Source organism: Ruegeria sp. YTSC003 (assembly GCF_059609785.1).
In genome coordinates this window covers 124172-149339 of record NZ_JBXWMK010000006.1, presented here as the reverse complement: position 1 = coordinate 149339, position 25168 = coordinate 124172, and the positions used below count along the sequence as shown (strand labels likewise).

The window sequence follows — 25168 nt, the reverse complement described above, 5'->3', positions numbered from 1 at the left end:
CGTTACCCGCGTCCGATATAGGGCATTGTCGTGGCCATCACGGTCATGAACTGAACGTTTGCCTCAAGCGGCAGGTTCGCCATGTGAAGAACGGACCGCGCTGCATCTTCGACGGCCATTGTTGGGTCGGGCTGCTGCCTGTCGGCAATGGCCGCGTCGACCAGGCCCTGCACCATCTGTGTTCGCGCATTGCCGATATCGATCTGCCCACAAGCGATATTGAAGCCCCGCCCGTCCAAAGACAGGCTGCGGGTCAGGCCGGTAATGGCGTGTTTCGTCGCCGAGTAATGCACCGAGTTGGGGCGCGGCACATGGGCGGCAATTGAGCCGTTATTGATGATGCGCCCGCCTTGCGGCGATTGGTGGCGCATGATCCGAAACGCCTCACGGGCACACAGGAACATGCCGTTCAGGTTGACGGCGACGCTTTGGTACCAATCGTCCAACGCGATCTCGTCAATCGTTCCCCCCGGCGCGAATATTCCCGCGTTGTTGAACAGAACATCCAAATGGCCCGCCTTACCCTGAAAGTCGCCAAAGGCGGCCTCAACCGCTTGTGCATCGGTGACATCCGCGACCAATGGAATTGCGTTTGCGTGCTCTGCAGCCATTTCGTTCAGCTTGTCAGCACTGCGCGCCAATAGACCAACCGTCCATCCTTGGGCCAGAAACAATTCAGCCGTGGCGCGCCCTATGCCAGAACTTGCGCCGGTCACAATAATGGATGTCATGTCTCTTCTGCCTCCAAGGTCAGTGAGGCCGCCGGGACAGCGCGCAGGTCGTCCACACGCAGCGGATAAGTCGGCTTGGCAAGCCGGTTGCGTACGACCCAGATCAGCCTTTCCTGCGCGCGCGTGATGGCGACATAGGCCAAACGTTTCCACAGTGGTTGTCCAGCCTCGGTGCGGCCCATACGGGCAGCGGCATAAATATCCGGAGCGAAAACCTGAACAGTGTCCCACTGCGACCCTTGCGCCTTGTGAATGGTGACTGCTGCACCGTGCAAAAAGGTGGCGCCCATGCGCGCGGCAAAGGGAATGAACGGCTCTTCCTCGTCCGGTTTTTCAATCTTGACGATGGATGCGGCGCTGACCTGAGGGTCTACTGCCCCCATCACGTGCAACCTGGAAAACCCCGGTTTGCGGCCAGGACCCAGATAAATGACCTGAGCGCCCTTGATCAGGCCGCGCGCCTCAAGATCCAGCCGTTTCTTGCGATGTTTCAAAGGTAATTCGATACCGTCGCAGATAAGCGGTTCGCCTTCCAACAATTCGGTATCCGGCGCGCCGTGAACGTTTCGAAAAGCCTGAATCAACCGAATACGGGTTGCATTGCGCCAGACCAGAACGGGACTGCGGGCCATCAGATCAACCTCGACCCGCTGCCCCCAGACCACACGGTCGTCCTGACGGGCGGTCTGTTCGACCATGCGCTCAAAATCTTCGAACCCCATCTGCGGGTCAGACAGCGCATGGGCAAGGTCCAATATCGGGTTATCCGCATCCTGTCGGTGAACCCGGTGAAGGATCTGTTTGCGCGGTTCGGGTAACGCTTCGAACACCATGCTGCCCGACTGATTGACCGGCGCCAACTGTGCCGGGTCACCAAACAGCAGAAGTGTTGGGAAGATTTCTTGCAAGTCTTCGAATTGCCGGTCATCCAGCATCGAGGCTTCGTCCACAAACCCGATGTCCAACGGCTCGTCCCGGCGCTTCCAGCCGGTGATAAAATCGGAGCCCCGCAACCCTGCCGCGGCCAGAGCGCCCGGAATGGACTTGTTGTTCTGGTAAAACGCCGCTGCGCGATCCAGCGCCTCGTCGGTCAGGCCTTCGATTTCGGGACGCTCGTCATTGCCTGCCAGCCATTCGGCGATGCGCTCGTATTCCGGATCGTAGACGGGTGTATAAAGGATGCGGTGGATCGTGGTGGCTGGCACCCCGCGCAGACGCAATACGCTGGCTGCTTTGTTCGTCGGGGCCAAGATCGCCAGACTGCGTTTTTCACGAGCTTTGCGGCTTTCGAAATCGCCTGACACAATCTGCACGCCGGTGTCCGCGATGGCCTTATAAAGCTCGGCCAGCAGCAGGGTTTTTCCGGACCCTGCCTTTCCAATCACAGCCATCACACCGGATTTACTCGATCCCGGAAGCTTCAGCAGCGCGTCATCGTCAAGGTCAACACCTGCCGATTTCAGCATCTCAGAGATGCTGTCATACGCGGCGGCCTGGTCGTCAGAGTAAGTCACAGAGGGCAAAGACATGGCGCGACCCTACAAGCCCGCGCCAGCTATCACCAGATGTGGAATTCGGTTTTCACTCTGTCATGCTGACAATGCAAACGGGTGCTGTCTGCCAACGCCGAAAGCCGTCTTGAACCACAGCCGCGACAATTCACGCGGGATGCCCGCGCGCTTGGCTACGCGGTTGCAGTCGTCCGCCGAATACGGCCACATCCCGACCGAGATTTGATCACGCCCTTTACCTTCGGTGCCCAGCACGATCGGAGATGATCCGATCAGGCGATAGATGCGAATCATACGCGCATCGAAAACACCCGCAATGTGGGTTAGACCAAACCCCTCCATCATCTCGCCGCCGCTAAGCATGATGGCCCCGGCCGTCTGCGGGCTTGCCGTGCGCGACAGGCAAAAGCGCGTCACTTCCCAGATCAAGGGGCTGTTGATTGGTTTGCCGCCCGTCAGGTGTCCAAACACCTCGTTCACCATAACCGGACCGGTGGTCGGCATCACGCGCATGGAGCCGCCGTGGCTGCCATCCGGTTCTTCCCAAATGACATAGATCGGGTTCAGATCATCGTACTGATCTCGCTCTTCCCCCTTGTCGTTGACATGAACATCCCAGCCCAGCCGGGTTTTGAATTGATCGGCGCGGTCCCGAAACATCCCCTCAGCCAGTTTTGGATATTTGTGCAATTCGTCAGCATAGACATAGCGCAACATGACTCTTTTCCCCTTGTCGTCCTGTGCAAGAACGAAGGGGGTACAAAGTCGTGGTTAATTTCCGGTTTTTAGTGCGGGCGCGCTTTAAACGACTATTAACCCTCGGCTCAGGGCCGTTGCGATAGCATGAGTTGTGTTTTGCGCACCCAGCTTGGCGCGGGCGCTTTCGATATAAACCCTCAGCGTGTGTTCCGAGATCGACAAGGAATGAGCGACCTGTGCCCTGCTATAACCCAGGGCGAGCAAGGTCATGGCGTCCACTTCACGCGGCGACAATCCACGTGCAGAATCGGGCTGACGGTCACTTTCAAACTCCAGCGCCTTTCGGTTGAAGTAATGCGCAATCAGGATCAGTTCGCGCCCATGCGTTTTGATGAACTTCTGCCAGGTGTCATCGTCACAGGTATGATTGACGGTAAACAAAGCGAATTGGCCATTCGGGCCGCGGATCGGAATGGAATAACCTTGATTGCCAACGCCGTGCTCTAATGCATCCTTCAAAAACGTCTTGGCAACCTTGCCCGACCAATCCAGCGTCTTCCAGTCCACCGGATGAAACCGTTGGAAACAGCCCAGTATGACCGGATCAATTCTGTGATAGTTACGCTCGCGGTACCGTTCGGCCCAAACGTCGGGATAGGTGGTATAGCCGTATTGATCACCGGCCCCGTCGACCCAATGATAAATCAGGTTTTCAATCTGCAGCCTGTCCCGCAGGCGAATGGCGACTTCGCTTAGTTCGTCAAGCGAGCTGGTGTTTTCCAAGTCCTCCAGAACCTGGCTCATATCGAGTTTTGTTGCCATCCGCTGGTGCCCGAACCTCATTCTTTCTGGACGAGATTTCGGCTGCGGCGATCAGCTTGGTGTCATCCAACTGCTCGGCAAGCGCGGTCAAACCGTTTTCAACAGCAAAGGCGCTGAGGTCCGACAGTACGTCCAGTATCCACTCATTTTGCGCCATCAGCGTCTCTCCGAAACGGTTAACGAAGGGTTAACACAACCATAGCATGAGGAAGTTTTTTTGGCCTATTCACTGATTTCTACTCCCCAAAAACAGCGGGGTATTCTCGCTTAAGCCTTTAAAAAGGCTAAGACCACCGCCCAAAAAGAAACACCCGCGAGCCAGAAAACCGATTCGCGGGTGTTTTGGATTTTGTCTGAGACGAAGTTAGTCGCGTGCGGCCAGAACCTCTTCCAAGGTGCGCATCCCGGTCTGTGGAGCCTGAACCAACACCGACATGTTGCCCGGCTTATGCTCGTTCCGCAGCATCTTCATGTGCGCCTCGGGCAGATCATTCCAGGTGAACACTTCGGACATGCAGGGATCCAGGCGACGTTCAACCATCAGCTGGTTTGCAGCCGCTGCCTGCTTGAGGTGGGCAAAGTGCGAGCCCTGCAGACGCTTCTGGTGCATCCACATGTAACGCACATCGAAGGTCAGGTTGTAGCCGGTTGTACCAGCGCAGATCACAACCATGCCGCCCTTCTTCACAACAAAGGTCGAAACCGGGAAGGTGCTTTCGCCGGGGTGCTCGAACACCATGTCGACGTTGTTGCCTTTACCGGTGATGTCCCAAATGGCCTTGCCGAATTTGCGGGCTTCTTTGAACCACTCGGCATATTCTGGTGTGTTCACTGTGGGCAGCTGACCCCAGCAGTTGAAGTCTTTGCGGTTCAGAACGCCCTTGGCACCCAGACCCATGACAAAGTCACGCTTGCTTTCGTCTGAGATCACACCAATCGCGTTTGCACCTGCGGTGTTGATCAGCTGGATCGCATAGGAACCCAGACCACCCGACGCTCCCCAAACCAGAACGTTCTGGCCCGGCTTTAGGTCGTGTGGCTCATGACCAAACAGCATCCGGTAGGCAGTCGCCAGCGTCAGCGTGTAGCAAGCGCTTTCTTCCCAAGTCAGGTGCTTGGGCCGCGGCATCAGTTGCTGGGCCTGAACATTAGTGAACTGCGCGAACGAACCATCGGGGGTTTCATAGCCCCAAATCCGCTGGCTGTCCGAATACATCGGATCACCGCCGTTACAATGCTCGTCATCGCCATCATCCTGGTTGCAGTGGATGACGACCTCGTCACCAACTTTCCAGCGGGTCACTTTTGAACCAACGGCCCAAACGATGCCCGACGCATCAGAACCGGCAATGTGGTAAGGGGCCTTGTGGCCATCGAAGGGCGAAATCGGCTTACCCAGCGACGCCCATACTCCGTTGTAGTTGACGCCGGCAGCCATGACCAGAACCAGCACTTCGTGACTGTCCAGCTCGGGGACGTCCACGACTTCCTGAATCATCGCGGTGTCCGGGTCGCCGTGGCGCTCCTTGCGGATCGCCCACGCATACATTTTCTTGGGCACAAAACCCATCGGAGGGATTTCACCCATCTCATAGAGGTCTTTTTCCGGTGCCTCGTACGACGCGATGCCGCTGTCGGTGTCCAGAGCCATGTTGGCCTCCTTCAGTTCTAAACCTTTGCCGCGATGCAGAATCGCGTGCATTAACCGATGGAATATTGGCCTTTAGGAAATAATGCAACCGAAATCGGTGCTGTTTTGTAACTTTATGACCCAGCGGATGCAGAAATTTCCTTCGCATCCGCAGCATTTCCCTCGTCTGGTCCCATCGGAACCGAGGCTGCATAATACTCCAGAAGATCAACCCTTTGACCGGACAGGCATATTTTCCCGTCACTGCGCCTGAGAATTCGCCGTTCGACCAACTGATCAATCGCGGCTTCAACCGATGTCTGGTTCTCTTGGTCCGTCATTCCATTGCGACGCATGAGCTCGACAATCACCTGAACGGCATCGGCCTCCGACATCTCTTTATGCTTTTGCATTAGCCAACACGCGGCGGGTACAGGGACCAGCGGGATTGCAGCGCGGAGTCGCGTCATCAGGTCACGCGCTAAATCGGTCATCAGATCGCGCTGATGATCTGCCCGAAACGCCCGCAAGGAAACGGGCTGACCATATCGGACCGAGGCTAGGCCAAATCGTTTGTAGCGCCCGATCACGCGCCGCCAGAGCTGTTTGAGGATCCATCTGGTGATTACACCGATCCGCGCGCGAAACCGTCGTTCATTGCCTAATGCGGCACGCGTCAGAACAGTATCTTCGAGCACACGATCATAGTTCAGCGCCACGGGGACGAATACAACATCGCGGCCCTCTTCCGAGGTCCCGTCAATAATATATTTGAGCAAACCCAGCTTTGGACGACCCAGGGCACCAGTCAGACTTAGCCCACCTTCGGGGAACATGGCCTGCGTCACTCCTGCCGTGGTCGCGTGGCGCACATAACAGGACAGCACCTGACGATAGAGATCATTGCCGGACTTTCGCCGAATAAAATAAGCCCCCATCGCACGGATCAGACGGCTAAGGGGCCAGACACGGGCCCATTCGCCCACCGCATAAGAAAGGGCCGAATGTTGCGCTGCGAGGTAGGTAACGAGCACATAGTCCATATTGCTGCGATGATTCATGACGAAAACCACCGTGGCGTCGGGGTCGATGTTTTCGACAGCGTCTTCGTCCTGATAGCTAAGCTGCACGTGATAAAACGCATTGCTCAGCAAACGAGCCAGACGGATCGCAATGCTGAAATAGGCAACGGCTGAAAACGAGGGAACGATCTCACGCGCGTATCGCTGCGCTTGCTCGAACGCCACAGCATCGGGGACACCCGTTTCGCGTGCGTGATCCTGAACGGCCTGACCAACCTGCGGGTCATAGATCAGGCGCTGAATCATATCGTGACGGTGCGCCAACTTGAACGGCTGGATCGGCCGCTTCAGGCGCGTGTTCAATCGTTTCACCGCTCGTTCGAGTCGACGCCTGAAAAACCACCGCACCGACGGGAACAGAAAATGTGAAGCCAAAGTGACCACGGCAAACACCAGGATCAGCAAAAAAAGCCAAAGCGGAAGTTCCACGGTCTGAGTCATGCGAGCACCCTGCCACCAAACGCTGCGTCCTACAATCTGAAGAACCTCATATGCCGCGACGCAGCGAATTGACATATCCCGAAAATTGCGCTTTAGAGGCCGGGAACGTAATTTTCTTGCCCAACCGAGACACGAGGTCCAGCTATGACGCAGACGCAGAAAGATCGCCCCTGGCTCATCCGAACCTATGCCGGTCATTCCACCGCCAAAGCGTCGAATGCGTTGTATCGCGGGAACCTCGCAAAAGGCCAGACGGGCCTTTCAGTGGCCTTTGATCTGCCCACGCAGACCGGATATGACAGCGATCATACACTTGCGCGCGGCGAAGTCGGCAAGGTTGGCGTACCCGTCGGCCACCTAGGCGATATGCGGGTTCTGTTCGACCAGATTCCGTTGGAACAGATGAACACCTCGATGACGATCAACGCGACAGCGCCTTGGCTGCTTGCGCTTTACATCGCTGTGGCCGAGGAACAAGGCGCAGATATCTCCAAGCTGCAGGGCACAGTTCAGAACGATCTGATCAAGGAATACCTGAGCCGCGGCACCTATGTCTGCCCGCCCAAACCCTCGCTCAAGATGATCGCCGACGTGGCCGAGTATTGTTATTCCAACGTGCCGAAATGGAACCCGATGAACGTGTGTTCCTATCACCTGCAAGAGGCTGGCGCGACACCGGAACAAGAGCTGTCTTATGCGCTGGCCACAGCCATCGCCGTTCTGGACGAACTGCGCCCTCGTGTACCCGCCGACGATTTCCCAGCGCTTTGCGGACGGATTTCGTTCTTTGTGAACGCAGGTATCCGGTTTGTCACCGAAATGTGCAAAATGCGCGCTTTCGTCGATCTTTGGGACGAAATCCTGCACGAACGCTATGGTGTTGAGAACCCGAAATTCCGCCGATTCCGGTATGGAGTTCAGGTCAACTCGCTTGGGCTGACCGAGCAGCAGCCCGAAAACAACGTCTACCGCATCCTGATCGAGATGCTGGCCGTGACTCTTTCGAAAAAAGCCCGCGCCCGCGCAGTTCAGCTGCCCGCATGGAACGAGGCACTGGGCCTGCCCCGCCCCTGGGATCAGCAGTGGTCCATGCGGATGCAACAGATTCTGGCCTATGAGACCGACCTTCTGGAATATGGTGACCTGTTCGATGGCAACCCCGCCGTGGACGCGAAAGTTGAAGAATTGAAGCAGGGTGCACGTGCCGAACTCGCCAATCTGGATTCAATGGGCGGAGCAGTAGCGTCGATCGAATACATGAAGTCACGGCTTGTTGATTCAAACGCTGAACGCCTGAACCGCATTGAACGGAACGAAACTGTCGTTGTCGGTGTGAACAAGTGGATCGAAGGCGAACCCTCGCCCCTGCAGACCGAAGATGGCGGCATCATGGTCGTTGACCCTGCTGTCGAACAAGAACAAATCGCGCGCCTGAATGAATGGCGGCAAGATCGCGATGACGCAGCTGTCGCGGCGGCTCTGGCCGCGCTGCGCGAAGCGGCGCAAAACGGCACCAACGTCATGGAGCCCTCAATCGCAGCTGCCAAGGCTGGCGTAACCACGGGTGAGTGGGCCGAAGAAATGCGCAAAGTCTACGGTACCTATCGCGGGCCTACGGGCGTATCGGGCTCGGTCTCGAACAAGACAGAAGGCTTGGAAGATCTGCGGGCTGCAGTGGATGCGGTCAGCGACAAGCTTGGCCGCCGTCTGAAATTCCTGGTCGGCAAACCGGGCCTGGACGGTCATTCGAACGGGGCGGAACAGATCGCATTCCGTGCACGCGATTGCGGTATGGATATCAGTTACGAAGGTATTCGCCTGACTCCCGAGGAAATCGTAACCGCCTCTGCGGATGACGACGCACATGTGATCGGTCTGTCTATTCTGTCAGGCAGCCACATTCCGCTTGTGCAGGACGTCATGAACCGGCTGCGCGAGGCCGGGCTGAATCATATTCCGGTGATTGTAGGTGGCATCATCCCCGATGACGACGCCGCAAAGCTTACTGCAATGGGTGTTGCAAAGATCTATACGCCCAAGAATTTCGAACTGAATGCAATCATGGGCGATATCGTCACTCTTGTAGATCCTCAAAACCTGGCTGCCGAGTAACGCCGGTCAATTTGAACTGATCCTGTTTCTATCCCTGAATAAAAGGGGATAGATAATCCTTTTCTTTGGAATTACGGTGTGCCATCGGTGACGCCGTTAATGACTATTTCCTGGGAGAGGGTGAATGTCGGGGACAAATCTGGAAAATATGTCGCGCAAGGATCTACTTGAATTGCGCGATCAGGTGGAAAAGGCGCTTATTGGCGCAGAAAAACGCGAACGCAAAGAAGCGCTGAAAGCGGCGGAAAAAGCCGCAGCTGAATTCGGGTTCTCTTTGTCGGAACTGTCAAAAGACAATCCGACATCTGGAAAAGCCACAAAAGCGAAATACAAAAACCCCGCCAATCCAGAACAAACATGGTCGGGTCGTGGTCGAAAGCCGCAATGGATTCATGACGCATTGAATTCCGGCACAGATATTTCGGATCTGGAAGTCTAATTTCTAATTGGAACGTACCCCAAAATGACAATTCATATTGGAGCCGAAAAAGGCGATATTGCAGAAACGGTTCTTTTGCCCGGCGATCCCTATCGTGCAAAATGGGCGGCTGAAACGTTCCTGGACGACGTGAAGAAAGTCAATGACGTGCGCGGCATGTTGGGCTTTACGGGACGCTGGAAAGATAATCCTGTCACCATTCAAGGTAGCGGCATGGGCATGCCATCCTTGTCGATATACGTCAACGAACTGATCCGGGACTATGGTGCCAAAACGCTGATCCGTATCGGCTCTTGCGGGGGCATGCAGGACAGTGTGAATGTCCGCGATGTGATCCTGGCGATGACCTCGACCACGCTTAGCACACCGTCACGCGGCATCATGAAAGAGCTGAATTTCGCACCCTGTGCTGATTGGGGGCTGCTTCAGGCGGCGGCTCAGGCGGCTGCGGCCAAAGGCACGCCAACCCATATCGGCGGCATCTATTCGTCGGACGTTTTCTATGACGAACGCCCAGATCTGAACGAACAGATGGTACGGCACGGTATTCTCGGGGTCGAGATGGAAGCTGCGGAGTTGTACATTCTGGCCGCGCGGCACAACTGCCGCGCATTGGCTGTTCTAACCGTTTCCGATCACTTGCTGACCGGCGAAGCTTTGCCCTCGGCTGATCGCGAAAGCAGTTTTGGCGATATGGTTGAAGTCGCACTGCAGGCGGCATTCCCGGCGGCGTAAATGCAAAAACGCAGGGTGGGAAGCCGCCCTGCTATTGACCCTTCAGACATTGAGTTGGCGCGTCGCTGCCCTGCTGCTGCGCGCCACAGAATGCACACACCCAAACGCCTTCCTTACGGTGCTGCCGCCAGCGGCAGTCCCGGCTCAGGGACGAGGTGCGCGAGCGCCACAGAAAATAGGCAAACACGCCGCCTGCCAAAATAAGAAGCAAAATGGGCATGACCAATGCATGACCCATTTTGAGTGCCGGCCGCAAGCCTGACGTCGACTTAGGCTGCGTTTGCGTATTCGAAAAGCTCAGGTTCGTGCTTTTCTTCCACCTCTACAGGCTCGGGAGTGTAGTAGGTCCACGCTTGATTTATAAGCTCCAGAGCTTCAACAGCGCTCGTTTTGGATTGTTGTCTTTGATTTTGCATCGGAGCGGTCCCGTTTTCGGTCTCATCACTCCTCCCTGATCACAAAGATAGTCTGGATCAGGGGCCATCGCATTACACAAATCTGCAACTGCGACATGCACTTACCGCAAGGCGGCAAGTGCATGATTTTCATACGCTTTAAACTGCGCGATCAACCATCATCTTTTTGATTTCGGCAATCGCCTTGGCCGGGTTCAGACCCTTCGGACAGGTCTTGGCGCAATTCATGATCGTGTGGCAGCGATACAGCTTGAACGGGTCTTCCAACTCATCCAGACGTTCACCAGTGGCTTCGTCACGGCTGTCGATGATCCAGCGATACGCATGCAAAAGCGCAGCGGGGCCAAGGTAGCGATCCCCGTTCCACCAATAACTGGGGCACGAGGTCGAGCAGCTGGCGCACATCACGCATTCATACAGCCCATCCAGTTTCTTGCGATCTTCGATTGATTGCTTCCACTCTTTCGCAGGACGGTTGGTCTTAGTTTCCAGCCACGGCATGATGCTTGCATGCTGCGCATAGAAATGCGTCAGGTCCGGGATCAGGTCCTTGACGACAGGCATATGCGGCAGCGGATAAATCTTAACGTCACCCTTGATTTCATCCATGCCGTAGATACAGGCCAGCGTGTTGATCCCGTCGATATTCATCGCGCAGGAACCGCAGATACCTTCGCGGCAGGACCGGCGGAAGGTCAAGGTTGGGTCGATTTCATTCTTGATCTTGATCAGCGCGTCCAGAACCATCGGGCCGCAGCTGTCCATATCGACAAAATAGGTGTCCACACGTGGATTTTGACCGTCATCCGGGTTCCAGCGATAGATCTGGAATTTACGAACATTGGCCGCGCCTTCAGGCTTTGGCCAAGTTTTACCTGTAGTAATCCGAGAGTTCTTTGGCAGGGTGAGTTGTACCATTTCCGACCTCGCTAAAATCCTGCGTATAGATATACTCGGCGGGCCGGAAAGCCAACCTTTTAACCTTGAAAACACCCAAGAAAATTGGGCAAGTTCACCACAAAATTCCCACGGCGCACAAGGATCGTGCCGCTGAAGAAACGAGTTGAGTTCAGGACAGCGCATGTCGATTAATGTCGTCAACATACCTTACGGCAATAAGAACCCCTACCAGAACATGCTGTATTCGGCCTGTAAGCCAGAGTTCTGCTTGATTGCTTCCAGAAGCGCTCCTTTGTCCGCGTTTGCAAAGGCTGATTTTCAACCCGATCAAAGCATCATTCATATTCATTGGGACGACCGGTTGTTCCCCAAGCCGGAAACGGAAGCGCAGGCTTCTGATTTTCGGTCTACCTGTGACGGCATGAGACAATACCAGGCCAATGGCGGGCGCGTGATCTGGACCATTCACAATCAGTTCGCGCATTCCGAAGGAGTCAAGACAGATTACTTCCGCAATAACCGCCGGGAATTAGCGGAAATTGTCGACCTGATTCACGTTCACACGCCCCATGCCCGGCAACATATGATTGATGAATATGGCACTGACCCCGATAAACTGCGCCTCATTCCGCATCCGAGCTATCTTGGTGTTTACGAGCCGTCAGAGCAAACGTTGAAACGCCCCCTTCCCCTGCGCGAGCGCACCCATTTCTTAAGCTTTGGAACAATGCGGGGCAGCCGTGAATTGGAACGGTTGGAAGATGCCGCAAAAAAAATGACCAATCGTGGTCACGACTTTCAGGTATCAGTCGTCGGGCGGGTGTATCCGTCCGGCCGCCGCCTGATGCGCCGCATGCGATCAAACCGAAATACTACTGTTATGCCTGAACGAATTCCTGATTCCGAAATAACCCAAGTGTTCTCAAATGCGCATGCATACATGCTGCCGTCGACGACCACTTTTACCTCGGGAACGGCAATGCTGGCGCAGACCTTTGGCTTGCCGATTATCGGCCCCGACATTGATGCGCACAAGCATACTACACCAGAGGCCTGTCATGATCTGCTCTATCCCGCGCAAAACCCAAGAGGCTTGATCCGCATGATGATGCGTGTACTCAGCATGTCCGATGAGGAGTTGGCCAAAAAACGTCAGGCCTGTCTCGACTTTGCGGTTGAACGCAGCCCGCACCGAATATCCGGCGACCTGAAACGTGCGCTGTCTGAGCTGACCTAGATGCGGTCACCCGTTACACGATACCTGTCGTACGCGGTAAAAAACTGATTTCATCCAAACCTGGCGCGTCTTTCTGGTAAAAGTCATGAAGAATGTTTCGTGCTCACCTTCGGTAGGCACGCGCCGAACAAATCCACTGTTCTCGCGATCGATGACCCTGCTTTCAATGCCGTTTTCATACGACCAACGCGCATAACACACATCCACGAATTTCTGGCTGGTTTCCACGTACTTGTAGGGCGCAATGTTACGGCCAAGCGCAACCAATGCCTCTGTTCCCAGTCGGTCCACACGCTGCATGTTTTGTAACAGTTGGCCGAACTTAATTGGTGTTCTTTGATGAACGTTTTCGGGAGCCGTACTGGACTAGGTGGTCCCATGCGTGCCGATGACTACTTTGTCCGCTTCGTGGTTTTCTAGGCATTTGACCATGCGCTGAACATAATCATCGCTGTAGCTCAAATCGTCGTCGCCCAAAAACGGGCAGTTAGACAACCTAAATCTTGCAAGCATTTAATGGCAGGCTGGCTGACCCACAATAAAGGGCCGCAGACATCATGTCAGCGGCCCTTTCTATTCTTCGTTTCACTAATCCGCCGCATGTGCCGTCCGATTAGCGAGCCACTTCAAGGCGGGGTCCGCTTGATCAGAACGTCCGCGCTTTGGGCGCGATTTTCTTCAGGCTGATGCCGCCTTCGTCTTCGGTTGTCAGCGGATCGGCAATGACCGGGCGATAGCTAAGATCAACCTTGTTGCCATCAACACGCGACACTGTGTGGACGCGCCAGTTTTCATCATCACGCTCGGTGAAATCCTCATGCGCGTGCGCGCCGCGGGATTCCTTACGCGCCTCGGCGCCGACAATCGTGGCCAACGCACTTGGCATCAGGTTGGTCAGCTCCAGCGTTTCCATCAGGTCGCTGTTCCAGACCAGCGAGCGGTCGCTGACTTTTAGGTCGTCCATCTTGGCGGCGATCTCCGTCATCTTGTCGACGCCCTCGGCCATGGTTTTTGCTGTCCGGAAGACCGCTGCGTCTTCCTGCATGGTCTTCTGCATCTCAAGACGCAGATCGGCGGTAGCGATTGCACCGCTGGCATTACGTACCGCGTCAAAGCGGTCGAACGCCTTATCGACGGACGCCTGGTTCAGCACCGGGTTCGGTGCCTCGGCATCCACTACCTTGCCCGCTTTGATTGCAGCAGCGCGGCCAAACACCACGAGGTCGATCAGTGAGTTCGAGCCCAGACGGTTCGCCCCGTGAACCGAGGCACAGCCTGCTTCACCCACAGCCATCAATCCGGGGACAACGCCCGTCGGGTTGTCAGCGGTCGGGTTCAGAACCTCACCCCAATAGTTGGTTGGAATGCCGCCCATGTTGTAGTGCACGGTCGGCAGAACCGGTATCGGTTCCTTGGTGACGTCTACGCCCGCAAAGACACGTGCAGACTCGGAAATCCCCGGCAGACGTTCGGCCAGCGCCTCGGCCGGCAGGTGGCTGAGGTTCAGGTGAATGTGGTCGCCACCGTCACCATGGCCGCGACCTTCGCGGATCTCCATCGTCATCGAACGCGAGACGTAATCGCGAGGTGCGAGGTCCTTGTACTGGGGCGCGTAGCGTTCCATGAACCGTTCGCCTTCGCTGTTGGTCAAGTAACCACCCTCGCCTCGCGCACCTTCGGTGATCAGGCAACCCGAGCCGTAGATGCCGGTCGGGTGGAACTGTACGAATTCCATATCCTGCAGCGCCAGACCCGCGCGGGCCACCATGCCGCCGCCATCGCCGGTACAGGTATGGGCCGAGGTCGCGCTGAAATAGGCACGACCATAGCCGCCGGTCGCCAACACCACCATTTTGGCATTGAAGACGTGCATCGTGCCGTCATCCAACTTCCAGCAGACGACGCCCTGACATTGCCCGTCTTCGGACATGATCAGGTCGATGGCAAAGTATTCGATATAGAACTCGGCGTTGTTCTTGAGGCTTTGACCATAGAGCGTGTGCAGGATCGCGTGACCGGTCCGGTCCGCAGCAGCACAGGTCCGCTGCACGGCAGGACCTTCGCCGAATTCGGTGGTGTGACCACCAAACGGGCGTTGATAGATCTTGCCTTCTTCAGTACGGCTGAACGGAACACCGTAGTGTTCCAGCTCATACACGGCCTTGGGTGCCTCACGCGCAAGGTATTCCATTGCATCGGTGTCACCCAGCCAGTCCGAGCCTTTGACGGTGTCGTACATGTGCCACTGCCAGTGGTCCGGACCCATATTGGACAGAGATGCGGCGATCCCGCCCTGCGCGGCAACCGTGTGCGAACGCGTCGGGAACACTTTGGTCACGCACGCTGTACGCAGACCCTGCTCAGCCATGCCCAGCGTGGCGCGCAGACCTGCGCCGCCAGCGCCGACAACAACCACGTCATATTCGTGTGTTTCGTATTCGTATGCAGCTGTCATTTGATTATTTCCTTACCGCGCGTTTCACAGAGCCAGCTTGATCAGGGCAAACAGCCCGGCAGCAATCAATGTGTAGCCAAACGCCGCGACGGCCATGAGGCTCAGCTTTTCTGCGACACCATGAACATAGTCTTCGATCGCAACCTGCGTCTCACGTACCAGATGGATGATAGCGACGACCAAAGTCAGGCCGGTTACAATCGCCGGGAATGGGCGGCTGTAGTAGGTCAGAACCTCTTCGTATGATCTGCCCAATCCGCTTGCGAAGACAAAAACGAAAAGTGGCACCAGAACGACCAGAGCGGCCGAGCTGACCATCATCTGCCAGTGATGATGTGTACCTTCGCCTCCGGCACCGGTACCCTGCGCGCGTTTGCGGTCAGTGAGGTAATTCATGGCCAATCTCCTTAAACCGCAATTGCCGTGATGAAGGCGAGGATGGTGGCCAACACCAGCATGCCGATCCCCATCTTTTCGGAGGTACCGACATCTACGCAATACCCCAGATCCCAGATCACGTGACGCAGACGACCCAGCATGTGATAGAAGATCGCCCAGGTCGCAGCGAACATCACCAGATCACCCAGCCAGCTTCTCATCAGCCCATCGATGAAGTTGAATGCCGTTTCGGATGTTGCCGCCGCCAGGAACCACCAGACGACAAAGAATGCGATCGCTAGCGACGCAATACCCGTGATGCGCACAAGGATCGATGTCATCGAAGTCAGTTGGGGGCGGTAGATCGTGAGGTGAGGTGAAAGAGGGCGGTTGCCCCGATTTACATCGGCCATGTTGGCTCCTTTACGGTTGGCTTCCGAAGGTTTTACTGTTTTTTGCGGTTCTGTCACGTGCTGCAGATGCAAAAAAGTTCACAATTGACGCAAAATGACGGATATTTGCATTATGTGATCACACAAAATAAGCTCGTGATCACAAATTGTTTTCCATCCATCACGATGTTAGCGCCTGCAGATTCGATTCTGTTGTGCGGCTATTTCAAATCAGCGGTTTGCTGGGTCACCTCGCGCAGCAGTTTCTTACGAATCCGCTCGGGGTAATCAGCAAACCCTGAGGCTGAGACGACAAACGCCCCCTCGCCCACGATCACATTTTCAAAGAAATACGCGGTCAGATCCGGTTCGCTTTCTTCGATTGCAATCGCGTTCACCGTTACACCGCGTGTCCGCAGAATTCTGTGCACGTCCGATGGTTCCACCCCCTCGTTCGACACCCCATCGCCAGAGATATCGATCAGGTGGCGTTTGCAATCCGACACCACATCGAAATAGGACATGGTCGTTTCCAGCGCCTCGCCAATTGCGGTGGAAAAGTTGCGCCAGACTCTTGGATCGTTAGCCACCTTCACTGCAAACTGATCAATTGCCTCGAAACTGTCGATCTGTGTCCACGGAACAGTGACCATCTGACGAGAGGACCCTGTCCACTGCACTAGCATCACGCGGGCTTTCCCACGCACCAGCGCCTCGGACACAATTGGATCGCGCAACCCCGCAGCAAGGCCATCCATCTGAATTCGATACTCGGTCGAATCCACCGAGCCTGAGACATCTACAGCCAGCGCTAATGCCAGATCGCAGGCATAAGCGGGTGGCGTCAGACAGGCGCAGGCAACTATCGTGCGAAGCAAGGTCATGACCACAGCCTAACACGATTGGCGCTGGCTGCGATCAAATGAATGTCACCACGAGTATCAGATCGGCATCAAGGCCCAGTAATCCAGATCAAGCAGGACATTGGGCAGATAACGACCGTCTTCGTTTTTCAACTCAAAAGGCGCGCCGCCCTTTGTGGCGACCAGCCGCAGGCGAACCGCACCAACACCCGGAATGGCAGTTTCCGCCTTATCCAGAACTTCGGACCAGGCTTTGATCGTATCGCCGGCAAAGCAGGGGTTCGCATGCGCGCCACCGTTCAGGCCAACGATCATCTGTGCGTTAGCCAACCCGTTGAACGACAGGGTCCGCGCCATGGAAATCACGTGACCGCCATAGATCAGCCGCCCTTCGGGGCGGAAGGTCAGATCGAAATGCACCTTGGCAGTGTTCTGCCACAGGCGGGTGGCCAGCATATGCTCGGCCTCTTCGACCGTGACGCCATCGACGTGATCAATGGTCTCGCCAATCTCATAGTCGCCCCAGCGATGCGCCTCACCAGCCTGAGCGAAATCGTACTGAGAGAAATCAAGGCCCTCGGGCGCGATCAGATCCTTCGCGTCCAGCGCCTTTTTCAGTTCCGGCACCACAGTCTCGGGTGCGGGCGCATCCAGATCCGATTTCCGCACCATGACCCAGCGCACATATTCGATGACTACTTCATCGCGCTGGTTCAGGCCGCGCGTTCTCACCCAGACGACGCCTGTTTTACCGTTCGAGTTCTGTTTGAGGCCGATCACCTCGGATTCCGAACGCAGCGTATCGCCGGAATAGACCGGCTTTAACCAGCGCCCTTCGGCATAGCCCAGATTGGCCACGGCATTAAGCGAGATATCGGGGACAGTCTTGCCAAACACGACATGAAACGCCGCCAGATCATCAATGGGACTTTGCGGCAGACCACAATTCCGGGCGAATTCGTCCGAGGAATACAGCGCATGCCGCGCCGGATAGAGCGCATGGTACAGCGCCCTCTCGCCATTGGTCACCGTGCGCGGCACGGCATGGTGCAACACCTGACCGATGGAATAGTCCTCGAAAAAGCGGCCCGGATTGGTTTTTGCCATTATTGCTGTCCCAGTTTCATGTCAGGTGAATAGTCGGCCTCGACCTCTTTGGTCACGGCCTGCGCGCAGCGCATCATGCGGCTGTTATCGTCATAGGCATAGGACGGGTCGCCATACAGCTCCCACCCTTTTGCTAGTGCGTCTGTTACTTTGTGGCAGAAGGCGGATGTGTCTTCTTCGGTCAACAAACGATAGAGTTTTGCCATGATGTCAGATCCCTTACGAGGCGAACGGTGACGGACCGACCAGCCCGTGAACGTAACCGATGACACCCATCAGCACGATCGAGGCCACAAAGAACATCGCGTCCTTGCCATAGGTGCCGGGTTCACCGGGCGTCCAGTCAGGTTCAGACTTGTTGATTACGATCACCTCAACCACAGCCCAGGCCAACAATCCGCCAAACAGGATGATCGAGGCCAGATCTCCATTCACCAGCAAATGCGCAAAAGCCCACAGCTTGAACCCGCCAAGCATCGGATGGCGGAGCTTGTTCAGAATACGGCCCTTGGTTCCGGCGGGGCTCAACATGAAGATCGCGATCAACACCAGCAGGTTGTTGATGTGAATCATGAAGGTCGGCGGAGCCCAGACATAGATGAAGTCGGTCATGCGATAACCGAAGATCATCAGCAAAATCGACGCGACCAAAGCTAGCGCAACCGCGCCCTTGCCAGCGTCGCCCATTGCGGCGCGCCGCGCCGGCATCACACGTTTGAACAGATGTGCGGCCCACCATAGTGCCACGCCGAGAATCAGAAGAACAAAGCCCATGCTGGCTTACCCCGCTTGCAAAGCTGTAATCGCCTCCGCTTTTGCCAGAATATCGCGGGCAGTTACAACGTGCAGATTTTCCACGATCTTGCCATCGACCACGGCAACGCCCTGCCCTTGTGCCTCGACCTCTTCAAAGGCGGCAATCTGGCGGCGGGCCAGATCAATCTCGGTCTCGGACGGTGCATAGGCTGCGTTGGTGACATCGACCTGCGCGGGGTGGATCAATGTCTTGCCGTCAAAGCCCATGTCTCGGCCTTGCGCACATTCGGTGGCCAGACCTTCGACGTCCTTGAATGCGTTATAGACACCGTCAACAATGATCAGCCCCTCGGCCTTGGCGGCCAGCAGGCACAGACCCAGCGAAGTCATCAGCGGCAGGCGGTCCGGGCGGAAGCGGGTTTGCAGTTCTTTCGCAAGATCGTTAGTGCCCATGACGAACCCGGCCATCAATGGATGAGCGGCGATCTCGGCCGCGTTCAGCATCCCGCGTGGGGTTTCCATCATCGCCCAGATTGGCAGGTCACCGGTAATCGCGGCCAGCGCGTCCACATCGGCAGCCGAATTCACCTTGGGCAGCAGGACCACATCGGCATCCATTTCACGCACGGCCTCTGCGTCTGCACGGCCCCATTCGGTATCCAGACCGTTGATGCGCACGATTTTGACCCGTTCGCCATAGCCGCCCGCGGCCAGAGCCGCCTTAAGCGTTTCGCGTGCATTGCCCTTCTCATCGGCAGACACCGCGTCTTCAAGATCAAAAATGATCGCATCCACAGGCAGGGTGCGCGCCTTGTCCAGCGCCCGGTCTTTCGAACCGGGGATATATAGAACAGAGCGATAGGGGCGCTGGCGCGGGTCCATTGGCTTCTCCCGAAGAAATAAAGTTGCGCGGAATGGGGCATTTTTTGCCGGAAAGTTCAAGCGCAAAATCGCCGCATCGCAGCATTCGCGACGCAACGTGCGTTCCTTTAACGGAATTTCGGTTCGCGGTCGGCACCCTGACCGGCAAATGAAATCGAAAAGGGTCGAACATGCACAAGACACTGCTGAAGATGACGATGGGCCTTGGAATCATGGTTCTGGCTGCACAACAGGCCCACGCCCGCAACTGCGCACCACGTGACGAGGTGATAAAACGGCTGACCGAAACTTACGGCGAAACGCGCCAGGGGATCGGCATCGCGCGTCAAGGCGCGGTGATGGAGCTTTATGCGTCGGACCAAAGCGGCAGCTGGACGATCACCGTGACACTGCCGGATGGAATGACCTGCCTTGTTGCCTCGGGTCAGGCTTATGAAATGATCGCCGATGCCCTGCCGCCCAACGTCTGATCAGGTCAAAGCGTCCCAGATCAGTTTACTGCCCGTGAGCGTCAGCAGCACATAGGCGATGCCAAAGAACAGGCGCTCGGACAGCATGAAATGCGCCCGCACCCCCAACCATGCTCCAAGAATCGCGAACGGGGTCAGCAACAGATCAGCCCAAGCGGTGTGCCACGTGAAAAGGCCGAGATAGGCGTAAGGCACAAATTTCGTGATGTTGATGACCCAGAAGGCCAATACAGTGCTGGCCTGAAACTCGGTCTTCGACAGGCGTTGCGACAGCAGGTAAACGGCGGCTGGCGGGCCGCCCGCATGGCTAACAAAGCTGGTGAAGCCAGCAACCAGTCCAGCGAACAGTCCGGCGGGGGCAGGCAGTCTGTTTGTGAAGCCGCGCACCCAGCCTTTGGATTGACTGACGTGCCAAACGACAAAACCAATGGAAATCCCCCCGATCAGTAGGCGCAGCAGATCATCATCGGTGGCGCGATAAAGCCATGCGCCCAACGCCACGCCAGGCACGGCCCCAAGGATCAACAGGCGCGAATCCGGCCAGCTCCAGCGTTTCCAATAGGGCCCAAGTGTTGCAACATCGATCACCATCAAGATCGGCAGCATGAGAGCCAGTGCCTGCCCCGGCTCCAATATCAACGCCAGAATCGATGAGGACGCAAAGGCCACGCCTGAGCCAAAGCCACCCTTCGAAATACCCGCAAATATCACAGCCGGTATCGCTACAACAAAAAACATCAGGTTCAATTCGAACATGCAGCGCCCCGGTTTCGGCCTGTATCCTTGGCCGTTTAGCGCAATCAGCCCAGGCAGTGCAAACGGTATGCGGTTGCATGCCGCGCCGCTGAACACTTGCGCGAAAGCCATTTAGCGACTAGCACAGCCGCGATTTCAATTCCGACCGGAGATTTTCCAAATGGCCAGACCCAAGATTGCGCTTATCGGCGCTGGGAACATCGGCGGCACGCTTGCGCACCTCGCAGCTGTCAAAGAACTGGGTGACGTTGTCCTGTTCGACATCGCAGACGGGCTGCCGCAGGGCAAAGCGCTCGACATCGCCGAATCCGGCCCTTCGGAAGGGTTCGACGCAGCCATGTCCGGCACCAGCGACTATGCCGATATCGCAGGCGCAGACGTCTGCATCGTCACCGCTGGCGTGGCCCGCAAACCCGGCATGAGCCGTGATGACCTGCTGGGCATCAACCTGAAAGTCATGAAGTCGGTCGGCGAAGGCATCGCAGCCCACGCACCCGACGCGTTCGTGATCTGCATCACCAACCCGCTGGATGCGATGGTCTGGGCTCTGCGCGAATTCTCGGGTCTGCCGCACAACAAGGTCTGTGGCATGGCTGGCGTTCTGGACTCAGCCCGTTTCGCGCACTTCCTGTCGGAAGAGTTCAACGTCTCGATGCGTGACGTCACCGCGTTTGTTCTGGGCGGCCACGGCGACACAATGGTGCCGTCGGTGCGTTATTCGACCGTAGCAGGCATCCCCCTACCCGATCTGGTCGAGATGGGCTGGACCACACAGGACAAGCTGGACGCCATCGTTCAGCGCACCCGTGATGGCGGTGCCGAAATCGTTGGCCTGCTGAAAACTGGCTCGGCTTACTATGCGCCTGCCACTTCGGCGATCGAAATGGCCGAAGCCTATCTGAAAGACCAGAAACGCGTTCTGCCCTGCGCTGCATATTGCAGCGGTGAGCTGGGCGTAGACGGTCTGTATGTGGGCGTACCCACCGTGATCGGTGCCGGTGGTGTCGAACGGATCGTCGACATCAAGCTGAACGAAGACGAACAAGCCGGATTCGACAATTCGGTCAACGCCGTCAAAGGCCTGATCGAAGCGTGCAAGGGCATCGACAGCTCGCTGGCCTGATCCCTCTGCAGCGGTAATTCAGAACCCGGTTCACCATTGGTGAGCCGGGTCTTTCTTTGGACGATTACGGCGCCATTGAATCCACATGTCCCCGGCGCAGCTGCCATGAAAACGTTTGAATCCGCCGTCTCGGCGGACTGGCTAGGTTTAGCGCTAGCTGAAATCTCTCTTTATTCTAAAGGCCGTCATCGACGACGAATCAAAGGGGTGACCTTCATTACATTTTGTGATCACACCCAAAAAAACCGTGATCACAAATAATGAAAATCTTCGTGAAAAACTGCTTCCCTGTCAAAAAACCCTTTAAACTTGCCCCCTAGACACCCCTATAACGGTGTAACGCAGTCAGACAGGACAGTTTCGATGAACATTCACGAATATCAGGCCAAAGCGCTTCTTCGCAGCTATGGCGCTCCGGTCTCCGAAGGTCGCGCGGTTCTGCGCGCTGAGGAAGCCAAAACCGCAGCCGGTGAGCTGGATGGCCCGCTCTGGGTTGTCAAAGCACAGATCCACGCGGGTGGCCGTGGCAAGGGCTCCTTCAAAGAGGCTGACGCCGGTGAAAAAGGCGGTGTTCGTCTGACCAAGTCGGTGGAAGAAGCATCCGAGGAAGCCAAGAAGATGCTGGGCCGTACGTTGGTCACGCATCAAACCGGCCCCGCGGGCAAGCAAGTCAACCGCATCTACATCGAAGCCGGTTCCGGCATCGAACGTGAACTGTACCTTGCCCTGCTGGTGGATCGCCAGACCAGCCGCATCTCGTTCGTCTGCTCCACAGAAGGTGGCATGGACATTGAAGAGGTTGCTGCTGCAACGCCCGAGAAAATCCTGTCCTTCTCGGTCGATCCGGCAACAGGCTATCAGCCCTATCATGGCCGCCGCATCGCCTTTTCGCTGGGGCTGGAGGGCGCGCAGGTCAAACAGTGCGTCAAACTGATGAGCCAGCTGTACGCCGCCTTCGTCGAGAAGGACATGGAGATGCTGGAAATCAACCCGCTGATCGTGTCCGACAAGGGCGACCTCAAAGTGCTGGACGCCAAGGTCGGCTTTGACGGTAACGCGGTTTACCGCCATCCGGATATTGCCGAGCTGCGCGACACGACCGAGGAAGACCCCAAGGAACTTGAAGCCTCTAAGTACGACCTGAACTACATCGCGCTGGATGGTGAGATCGGCTGTATGGTGAACGGTGCCGGTCTGGCGATGGCGACAATGGACATTATTAAGTTGTATGGCGCCGAGCCTGCCAACTTCCTCGACGTTGGTGGTGGTGCCACCAAAGAGAAAGTGACCGAAGCGTTCAAGATCATCACCTCGGACCCGCAGGTCAAAGGCATTCTGGTCAACATCTTCGGCGGCATCATGCGCTGTGACGTGATTGCCGAGGGCGTTGTCGCCGCGGTGAAAGAAGTCGGCCTCAAAGTTCCGCTGGTTGTGCGTCTTGAAGGCACGAATGTCGAGAAGGGCAAAGAGATCATCAACACCTCTGGCCTGGACGTGATCGCGGCGGACAACCTGAAAGACGGTGCCGAGAAGATCGTGAAGGCCGTCAAAGGCTAATCCCAATTCCGTGGGGTGGGATTTGCCCACCTTTCCGACGAATTCAGGCAGGCTCAGGCCCGCTTAAAACAGGAGAATGCCAAATGGCAGTCCTCATCGACGAAAATACCAAAGTGATCTGTCAGGGCTTTACTGGCTCGCAGGGCACATTCCACAGCGAACAGGCCATCGCGTATGGCACCAAGATGGTCGGCGGCGTGACCCCCGGCAAAGGCGGGATGACCCATCTTGACCTGCCCGTATTCAACTCGGTCCACGAGGCCAAGCATGTGACCGAAGCCAACGCCAGCGTGATCTATGTGCCGCCGCCCTTTGCGGCAGACTCGATCCTAGAAGCGATTGATGCCGAGATGGAGGTGATCGTCTGCATCACCGAAGGCATCCCGGTTCTGGACATGATGAAGGTGAAGCGCGCTCTAGAGGGCAGCAAGTCACGCCTGATCGGCCCGAACTGCCCCGGTGTGATCACGCCCGACGCCTGCAAGATCGGCATCATGCCCGGCCACATTCACAAACGCGGGAGTGTGGGTGTCGTTTCCCGCTCGGGTACGCTTACTTATGAAGCTGTGAAACAGACAACAGACGTAGGCCTGGGTCAGTCCACCTGCGTGGGTATCGGCGGCGACCCGATCAAAGGCACCGAGCATATCGACGTGTTGGAATGGTTCCTGGCCGATGACGAAACCGAGTCGATCATCATGATCGGTGAGATCGGTGGCTCGGCCGAAGAGGAAGCCGCGCAGTTCCTAGCGGATGAGGCCAAGAAAGGCCGCAAGAAGCCGACCGCCGGTTTCATCGCAGGCCGCACAGCCCCTCCGGGCCGCCGCATGGGCCACGCGGGCGCGATTGTCGCCGGTGGCAAAGGCGGTGCCGAGGACAAGATCGAAGCCATGCGCTCAGCCGGTATCGTTGTGGCGGAAAGCCCGGCAACGCTGGGTGAGGCCGTGCTGGAAGCGATTGGGTAAGGCATGACCCTCGACCGGCTCAGCATCCATTGGGGTTTGACCATTTGCATAGGTGCTGTCGTGAACTTCACGAGTCCAGCAGTTGCACAAACCGCCATTGAGCGTGCCGCATTCGCGTGCATGCAATTGGATGAAGAGTCGGCTTACGCCAAATTGCAACGTCTCGGCTGGCAACGATTAATGCCAGTCGAACTCTCGGCAGAAGAAAAAGAAGTGCTTTCGACCGAGCATTTCCTGTTTAAAGCCCAGAGACCTAATAACCCCCATAGGCAGCAATCCTTCGAAGAAACCGCCAAGATTGCGACTAAGCGCGTCGAGCAACAGATGGCTCGCAACGCTTCCGCTTCAGACTTTTCGGGTGGCGCTGTTTTGAGGAACCGTTCCACGCAAGATTTAGTTAGTGTGCAAACTGAAAACCATAGAAAGTTTGAAAGAACATCTTGCACCTTTTTCTATACGCAACAAACTTCGCCGGGTCTCTTCGCACATGTGCAACGAAATCTTAAGTCATCTGGCTCTGGGAACTCACTTGTGGCTCGGATTGGAGCTTGGGACAACTACAAAAATGGTATTGAGCAAAGCGTAGAAGTTTACCTTTGGGACACTGCGCGCATCAGCGTGGCACTCCAACGAGAGTTTCCCGGAGAACTCATGGTTGTAGCCTCGGTTTGGCAACATGCTGAAAACAAGAAGGGGGATGAATAATGTC

27 protein-coding genes and 1 pseudogene are annotated in these 25168 nt (G+C 56.4%); 9 read left to right on the top strand and 19 right to left on the bottom strand.

The features are described 5' to 3' along the window. Positions 1-2 precede the first annotated feature (2 nt). The 7 genes from AC2FFH_RS13130 to AC2FFH_RS13100 form a co-directional block, all read right to left on the bottom strand. Positions 3-731 carry an SDR family oxidoreductase gene (locus AC2FFH_RS13130; protein WP_496767496.1) on the bottom strand — a complete coding sequence of 243 codons (729 nt, stop codon included), beginning with the start codon at positions 729-731 and terminating at the stop codon, positions 3-5. Then, complete coding sequence (locus tag AC2FFH_RS13125; protein WP_496767498.1) at positions 728-2260, bottom strand: ATP-dependent DNA helicase; 1533 nt, start codon at positions 2258-2260, stop codon at positions 728-730. The genes AC2FFH_RS13130 and AC2FFH_RS13125 overlap by 4 nt, the downstream gene beginning before the upstream one ends. A 60-nt stretch (positions 2261-2320) precedes the next feature. Next, on the bottom strand, positions 2321-2959 hold the full coding sequence (locus tag AC2FFH_RS13120) for an acyl-homoserine-lactone synthase (RefSeq protein ID WP_496767500.1): 639 nt from the start codon (positions 2957-2959) through the stop codon (positions 2321-2323). Positions 2960-3043: 84 nt separating this feature from the next. Next, a complete protein-coding gene (locus AC2FFH_RS13115; protein ID WP_496725845.1) occupies positions 3044-3763 on the bottom strand; it encodes a helix-turn-helix transcriptional regulator in 720 nt (239 codons plus the stop codon). Beyond that, entirely contained in the window at positions 3702-3920 is a 219-nt protein-coding gene (locus AC2FFH_RS13110; RefSeq protein ID WP_058278773.1) for a hypothetical protein, read from the bottom strand. Before AC2FFH_RS13110 ends, AC2FFH_RS13115 begins: the two co-directional genes overlap by 62 nt. A gap of 207 nt (positions 3921-4127) precedes the next feature. Further along, positions 4128-5414: a crotonyl-CoA carboxylase/reductase gene (ccrA, locus tag AC2FFH_RS13105; RefSeq protein WP_496725843.1), complete on the bottom strand. Its 1287-nt coding sequence runs from the start codon at positions 5412-5414 to the stop codon at positions 4128-4130. A 113-nt stretch (positions 5415-5527) separates the two neighbouring features. Next, entirely contained in the window at positions 5528-6916 is a 1389-nt protein-coding gene (locus AC2FFH_RS13100) for a 1-acyl-sn-glycerol-3-phosphate acyltransferase (RefSeq protein WP_496767502.1), read from the bottom strand. Positions 6917-7057: 141 nt separating this feature from the next. Here AC2FFH_RS13100 and AC2FFH_RS13095 point away from each other — a divergent pair. The 3 genes and pseudogenes from AC2FFH_RS13095 to deoD all read left to right on the top strand — a co-directional run. Next, a pseudogene (locus AC2FFH_RS13095) lies at positions 7058-9028 on the top strand (protein meaA); the annotation flags it as partial. A gap of 124 nt (positions 9029-9152) precedes the next feature. Further along, positions 9153-9467: an H-NS histone family protein gene (locus AC2FFH_RS13090; RefSeq protein WP_496844553.1), complete on the top strand. Its 315-nt coding sequence runs from the start codon at positions 9153-9155 to the stop codon at positions 9465-9467. 24 nt (positions 9468-9491) lie between these two features. Next, complete coding sequence (deoD, locus tag AC2FFH_RS13085) at positions 9492-10202, top strand: purine-nucleoside phosphorylase (RefSeq protein ID WP_496844552.1); 711 nt, start codon at positions 9492-9494, stop codon at positions 10200-10202. Between the two features lie 31 nt (positions 10203-10233). Here deoD and AC2FFH_RS13080 read toward each other — a convergent pair whose 3' ends face one another. Then, positions 10234-10422: a hypothetical protein gene (locus AC2FFH_RS13080; protein WP_496844551.1), complete on the bottom strand. Its 189-nt coding sequence runs from the start codon at positions 10420-10422 to the stop codon at positions 10234-10236. 334 nt (positions 10423-10756) lie between these two features. Next, a complete protein-coding gene (locus tag AC2FFH_RS13075) occupies positions 10757-11536 on the bottom strand; it encodes a succinate dehydrogenase iron-sulfur subunit (RefSeq protein WP_058273522.1) in 780 nt (259 codons plus the stop codon). Positions 11537-11699: 163 nt separating this feature from the next. Here AC2FFH_RS13075 and AC2FFH_RS13070 point away from each other — a divergent pair, with 163 nt between their 5' ends. After that, complete coding sequence (locus AC2FFH_RS13070; protein ID WP_496778917.1) at positions 11700-12755, top strand: glycosyltransferase family 4 protein; 1056 nt, start codon at positions 11700-11702, stop codon at positions 12753-12755. A 6-nt stretch (positions 12756-12761) separates the two neighbouring features. Here AC2FFH_RS13070 and AC2FFH_RS13065 read toward each other — a convergent pair whose 3' ends face one another. The 9 genes from AC2FFH_RS13065 to AC2FFH_RS13025 all read right to left on the bottom strand — a co-directional run bounded on the left by AC2FFH_RS13065 (position 12762) and on the right by AC2FFH_RS13025 (position 19588). Next, positions 12762-13055 (bottom strand): hypothetical protein, encoded by a 294-nt coding sequence (locus AC2FFH_RS13065; protein ID WP_496844550.1) that lies wholly within the window; start codon positions 13053-13055, stop codon positions 12762-12764. Positions 13056-13401: 346 nt separating this feature from the next. After that, on the bottom strand, positions 13402-15210 hold the full coding sequence (gene sdhA / locus AC2FFH_RS13060) for a succinate dehydrogenase flavoprotein subunit (protein ID WP_496767513.1): 1809 nt from the start codon (positions 15208-15210) through the stop codon (positions 13402-13404). A 24-nt stretch (positions 15211-15234) separates the two neighbouring features. Then, the gene (sdhD, locus tag AC2FFH_RS13055) at positions 15235-15606 is read right to left on the bottom strand and encodes a succinate dehydrogenase, hydrophobic membrane anchor protein (protein WP_496767517.1); all 372 of its coding nucleotides are present in this window, start codon (positions 15604-15606) and stop codon (positions 15235-15237) included. A gap of 11 nt (positions 15607-15617) precedes the next feature. Further along, the gene (gene sdhC, locus AC2FFH_RS13050) at positions 15618-16001 is read right to left on the bottom strand and encodes a succinate dehydrogenase, cytochrome b556 subunit (protein WP_496767521.1); all 384 of its coding nucleotides are present in this window, start codon (positions 15999-16001) and stop codon (positions 15618-15620) included. 200 nt (positions 16002-16201) lie between these two features. Next, entirely contained in the window at positions 16202-16864 is a 663-nt protein-coding gene (locus AC2FFH_RS13045) for a DUF1194 domain-containing protein (RefSeq protein ID WP_496767523.1), read from the bottom strand. 57 nt (positions 16865-16921) lie between these two features. Next, a complete protein-coding gene (locus tag AC2FFH_RS13040; RefSeq protein WP_496767526.1) occupies positions 16922-17950 on the bottom strand; it encodes a MaoC family dehydratase in 1029 nt (342 codons plus the stop codon). After that, on the bottom strand, positions 17950-18156 hold the full coding sequence (locus tag AC2FFH_RS13035) for a DUF1737 domain-containing protein (RefSeq protein ID WP_496767528.1): 207 nt from the start codon (positions 18154-18156) through the stop codon (positions 17950-17952). The genes AC2FFH_RS13040 and AC2FFH_RS13035 overlap by 1 nt, the downstream gene beginning before the upstream one ends. A gap of 13 nt (positions 18157-18169) precedes the next feature. Continuing rightward, the gene (locus tag AC2FFH_RS13030) at positions 18170-18724 is read right to left on the bottom strand and encodes an NnrU family protein (RefSeq protein ID WP_496767534.1); all 555 of its coding nucleotides are present in this window, start codon (positions 18722-18724) and stop codon (positions 18170-18172) included. A gap of 6 nt (positions 18725-18730) precedes the next feature. Continuing rightward, positions 18731-19588 carry an HpcH/HpaI aldolase/citrate lyase family protein gene (locus AC2FFH_RS13025; RefSeq protein WP_496767537.1) on the bottom strand — a complete coding sequence of 286 codons (858 nt, stop codon included), beginning with the start codon at positions 19586-19588 and terminating at the stop codon, positions 18731-18733. Between the two features lie 170 nt (positions 19589-19758). Here AC2FFH_RS13025 and AC2FFH_RS13020 point away from each other — a divergent pair, with 170 nt between their 5' ends. Next, a complete protein-coding gene (locus AC2FFH_RS13020; protein ID WP_282120109.1) occupies positions 19759-20058 on the top strand; it encodes a hypothetical protein in 300 nt (99 codons plus the stop codon). On the opposite strand, the gene AC2FFH_RS13015 is transcribed toward AC2FFH_RS13020, so the two are convergent. After that, on the bottom strand, positions 20059-20814 hold the full coding sequence (locus tag AC2FFH_RS13015) for a sulfite exporter TauE/SafE family protein (protein ID WP_058273684.1): 756 nt from the start codon (positions 20812-20814) through the stop codon (positions 20059-20061). A 160-nt stretch (positions 20815-20974) separates the two neighbouring features. Between AC2FFH_RS13015 and mdh the strand changes: the two genes are divergently transcribed. The 4 genes from mdh to AC2FFH_RS12995 all read left to right on the top strand — a co-directional run bounded on the left by mdh (position 20975) and on the right by AC2FFH_RS12995 (position 25164). After that, complete coding sequence (mdh, locus tag AC2FFH_RS13010; RefSeq protein WP_058273532.1) at positions 20975-21937, top strand: malate dehydrogenase; 963 nt, start codon at positions 20975-20977, stop codon at positions 21935-21937. Between the two features lie 363 nt (positions 21938-22300). Further along, the gene (gene sucC / locus AC2FFH_RS13005; RefSeq protein ID WP_058278788.1) at positions 22301-23494 is read left to right on the top strand and encodes an ADP-forming succinate--CoA ligase subunit beta; all 1194 of its coding nucleotides are present in this window, start codon (positions 22301-22303) and stop codon (positions 23492-23494) included. Positions 23495-23577: 83 nt separating this feature from the next. After that, positions 23578-24459 (top strand): succinate--CoA ligase subunit alpha, encoded by an 882-nt coding sequence (sucD, locus tag AC2FFH_RS13000; protein WP_496725829.1) that lies wholly within the window; start codon positions 23578-23580, stop codon positions 24457-24459. 3 nt (positions 24460-24462) lie between these two features. Continuing rightward, a complete protein-coding gene (locus AC2FFH_RS12995) occupies positions 24463-25164 on the top strand; it encodes a hypothetical protein (protein WP_496844549.1) in 702 nt (233 codons plus the stop codon). The last annotated feature ends 4 nt before the right edge of the window (positions 25165-25168 follow it).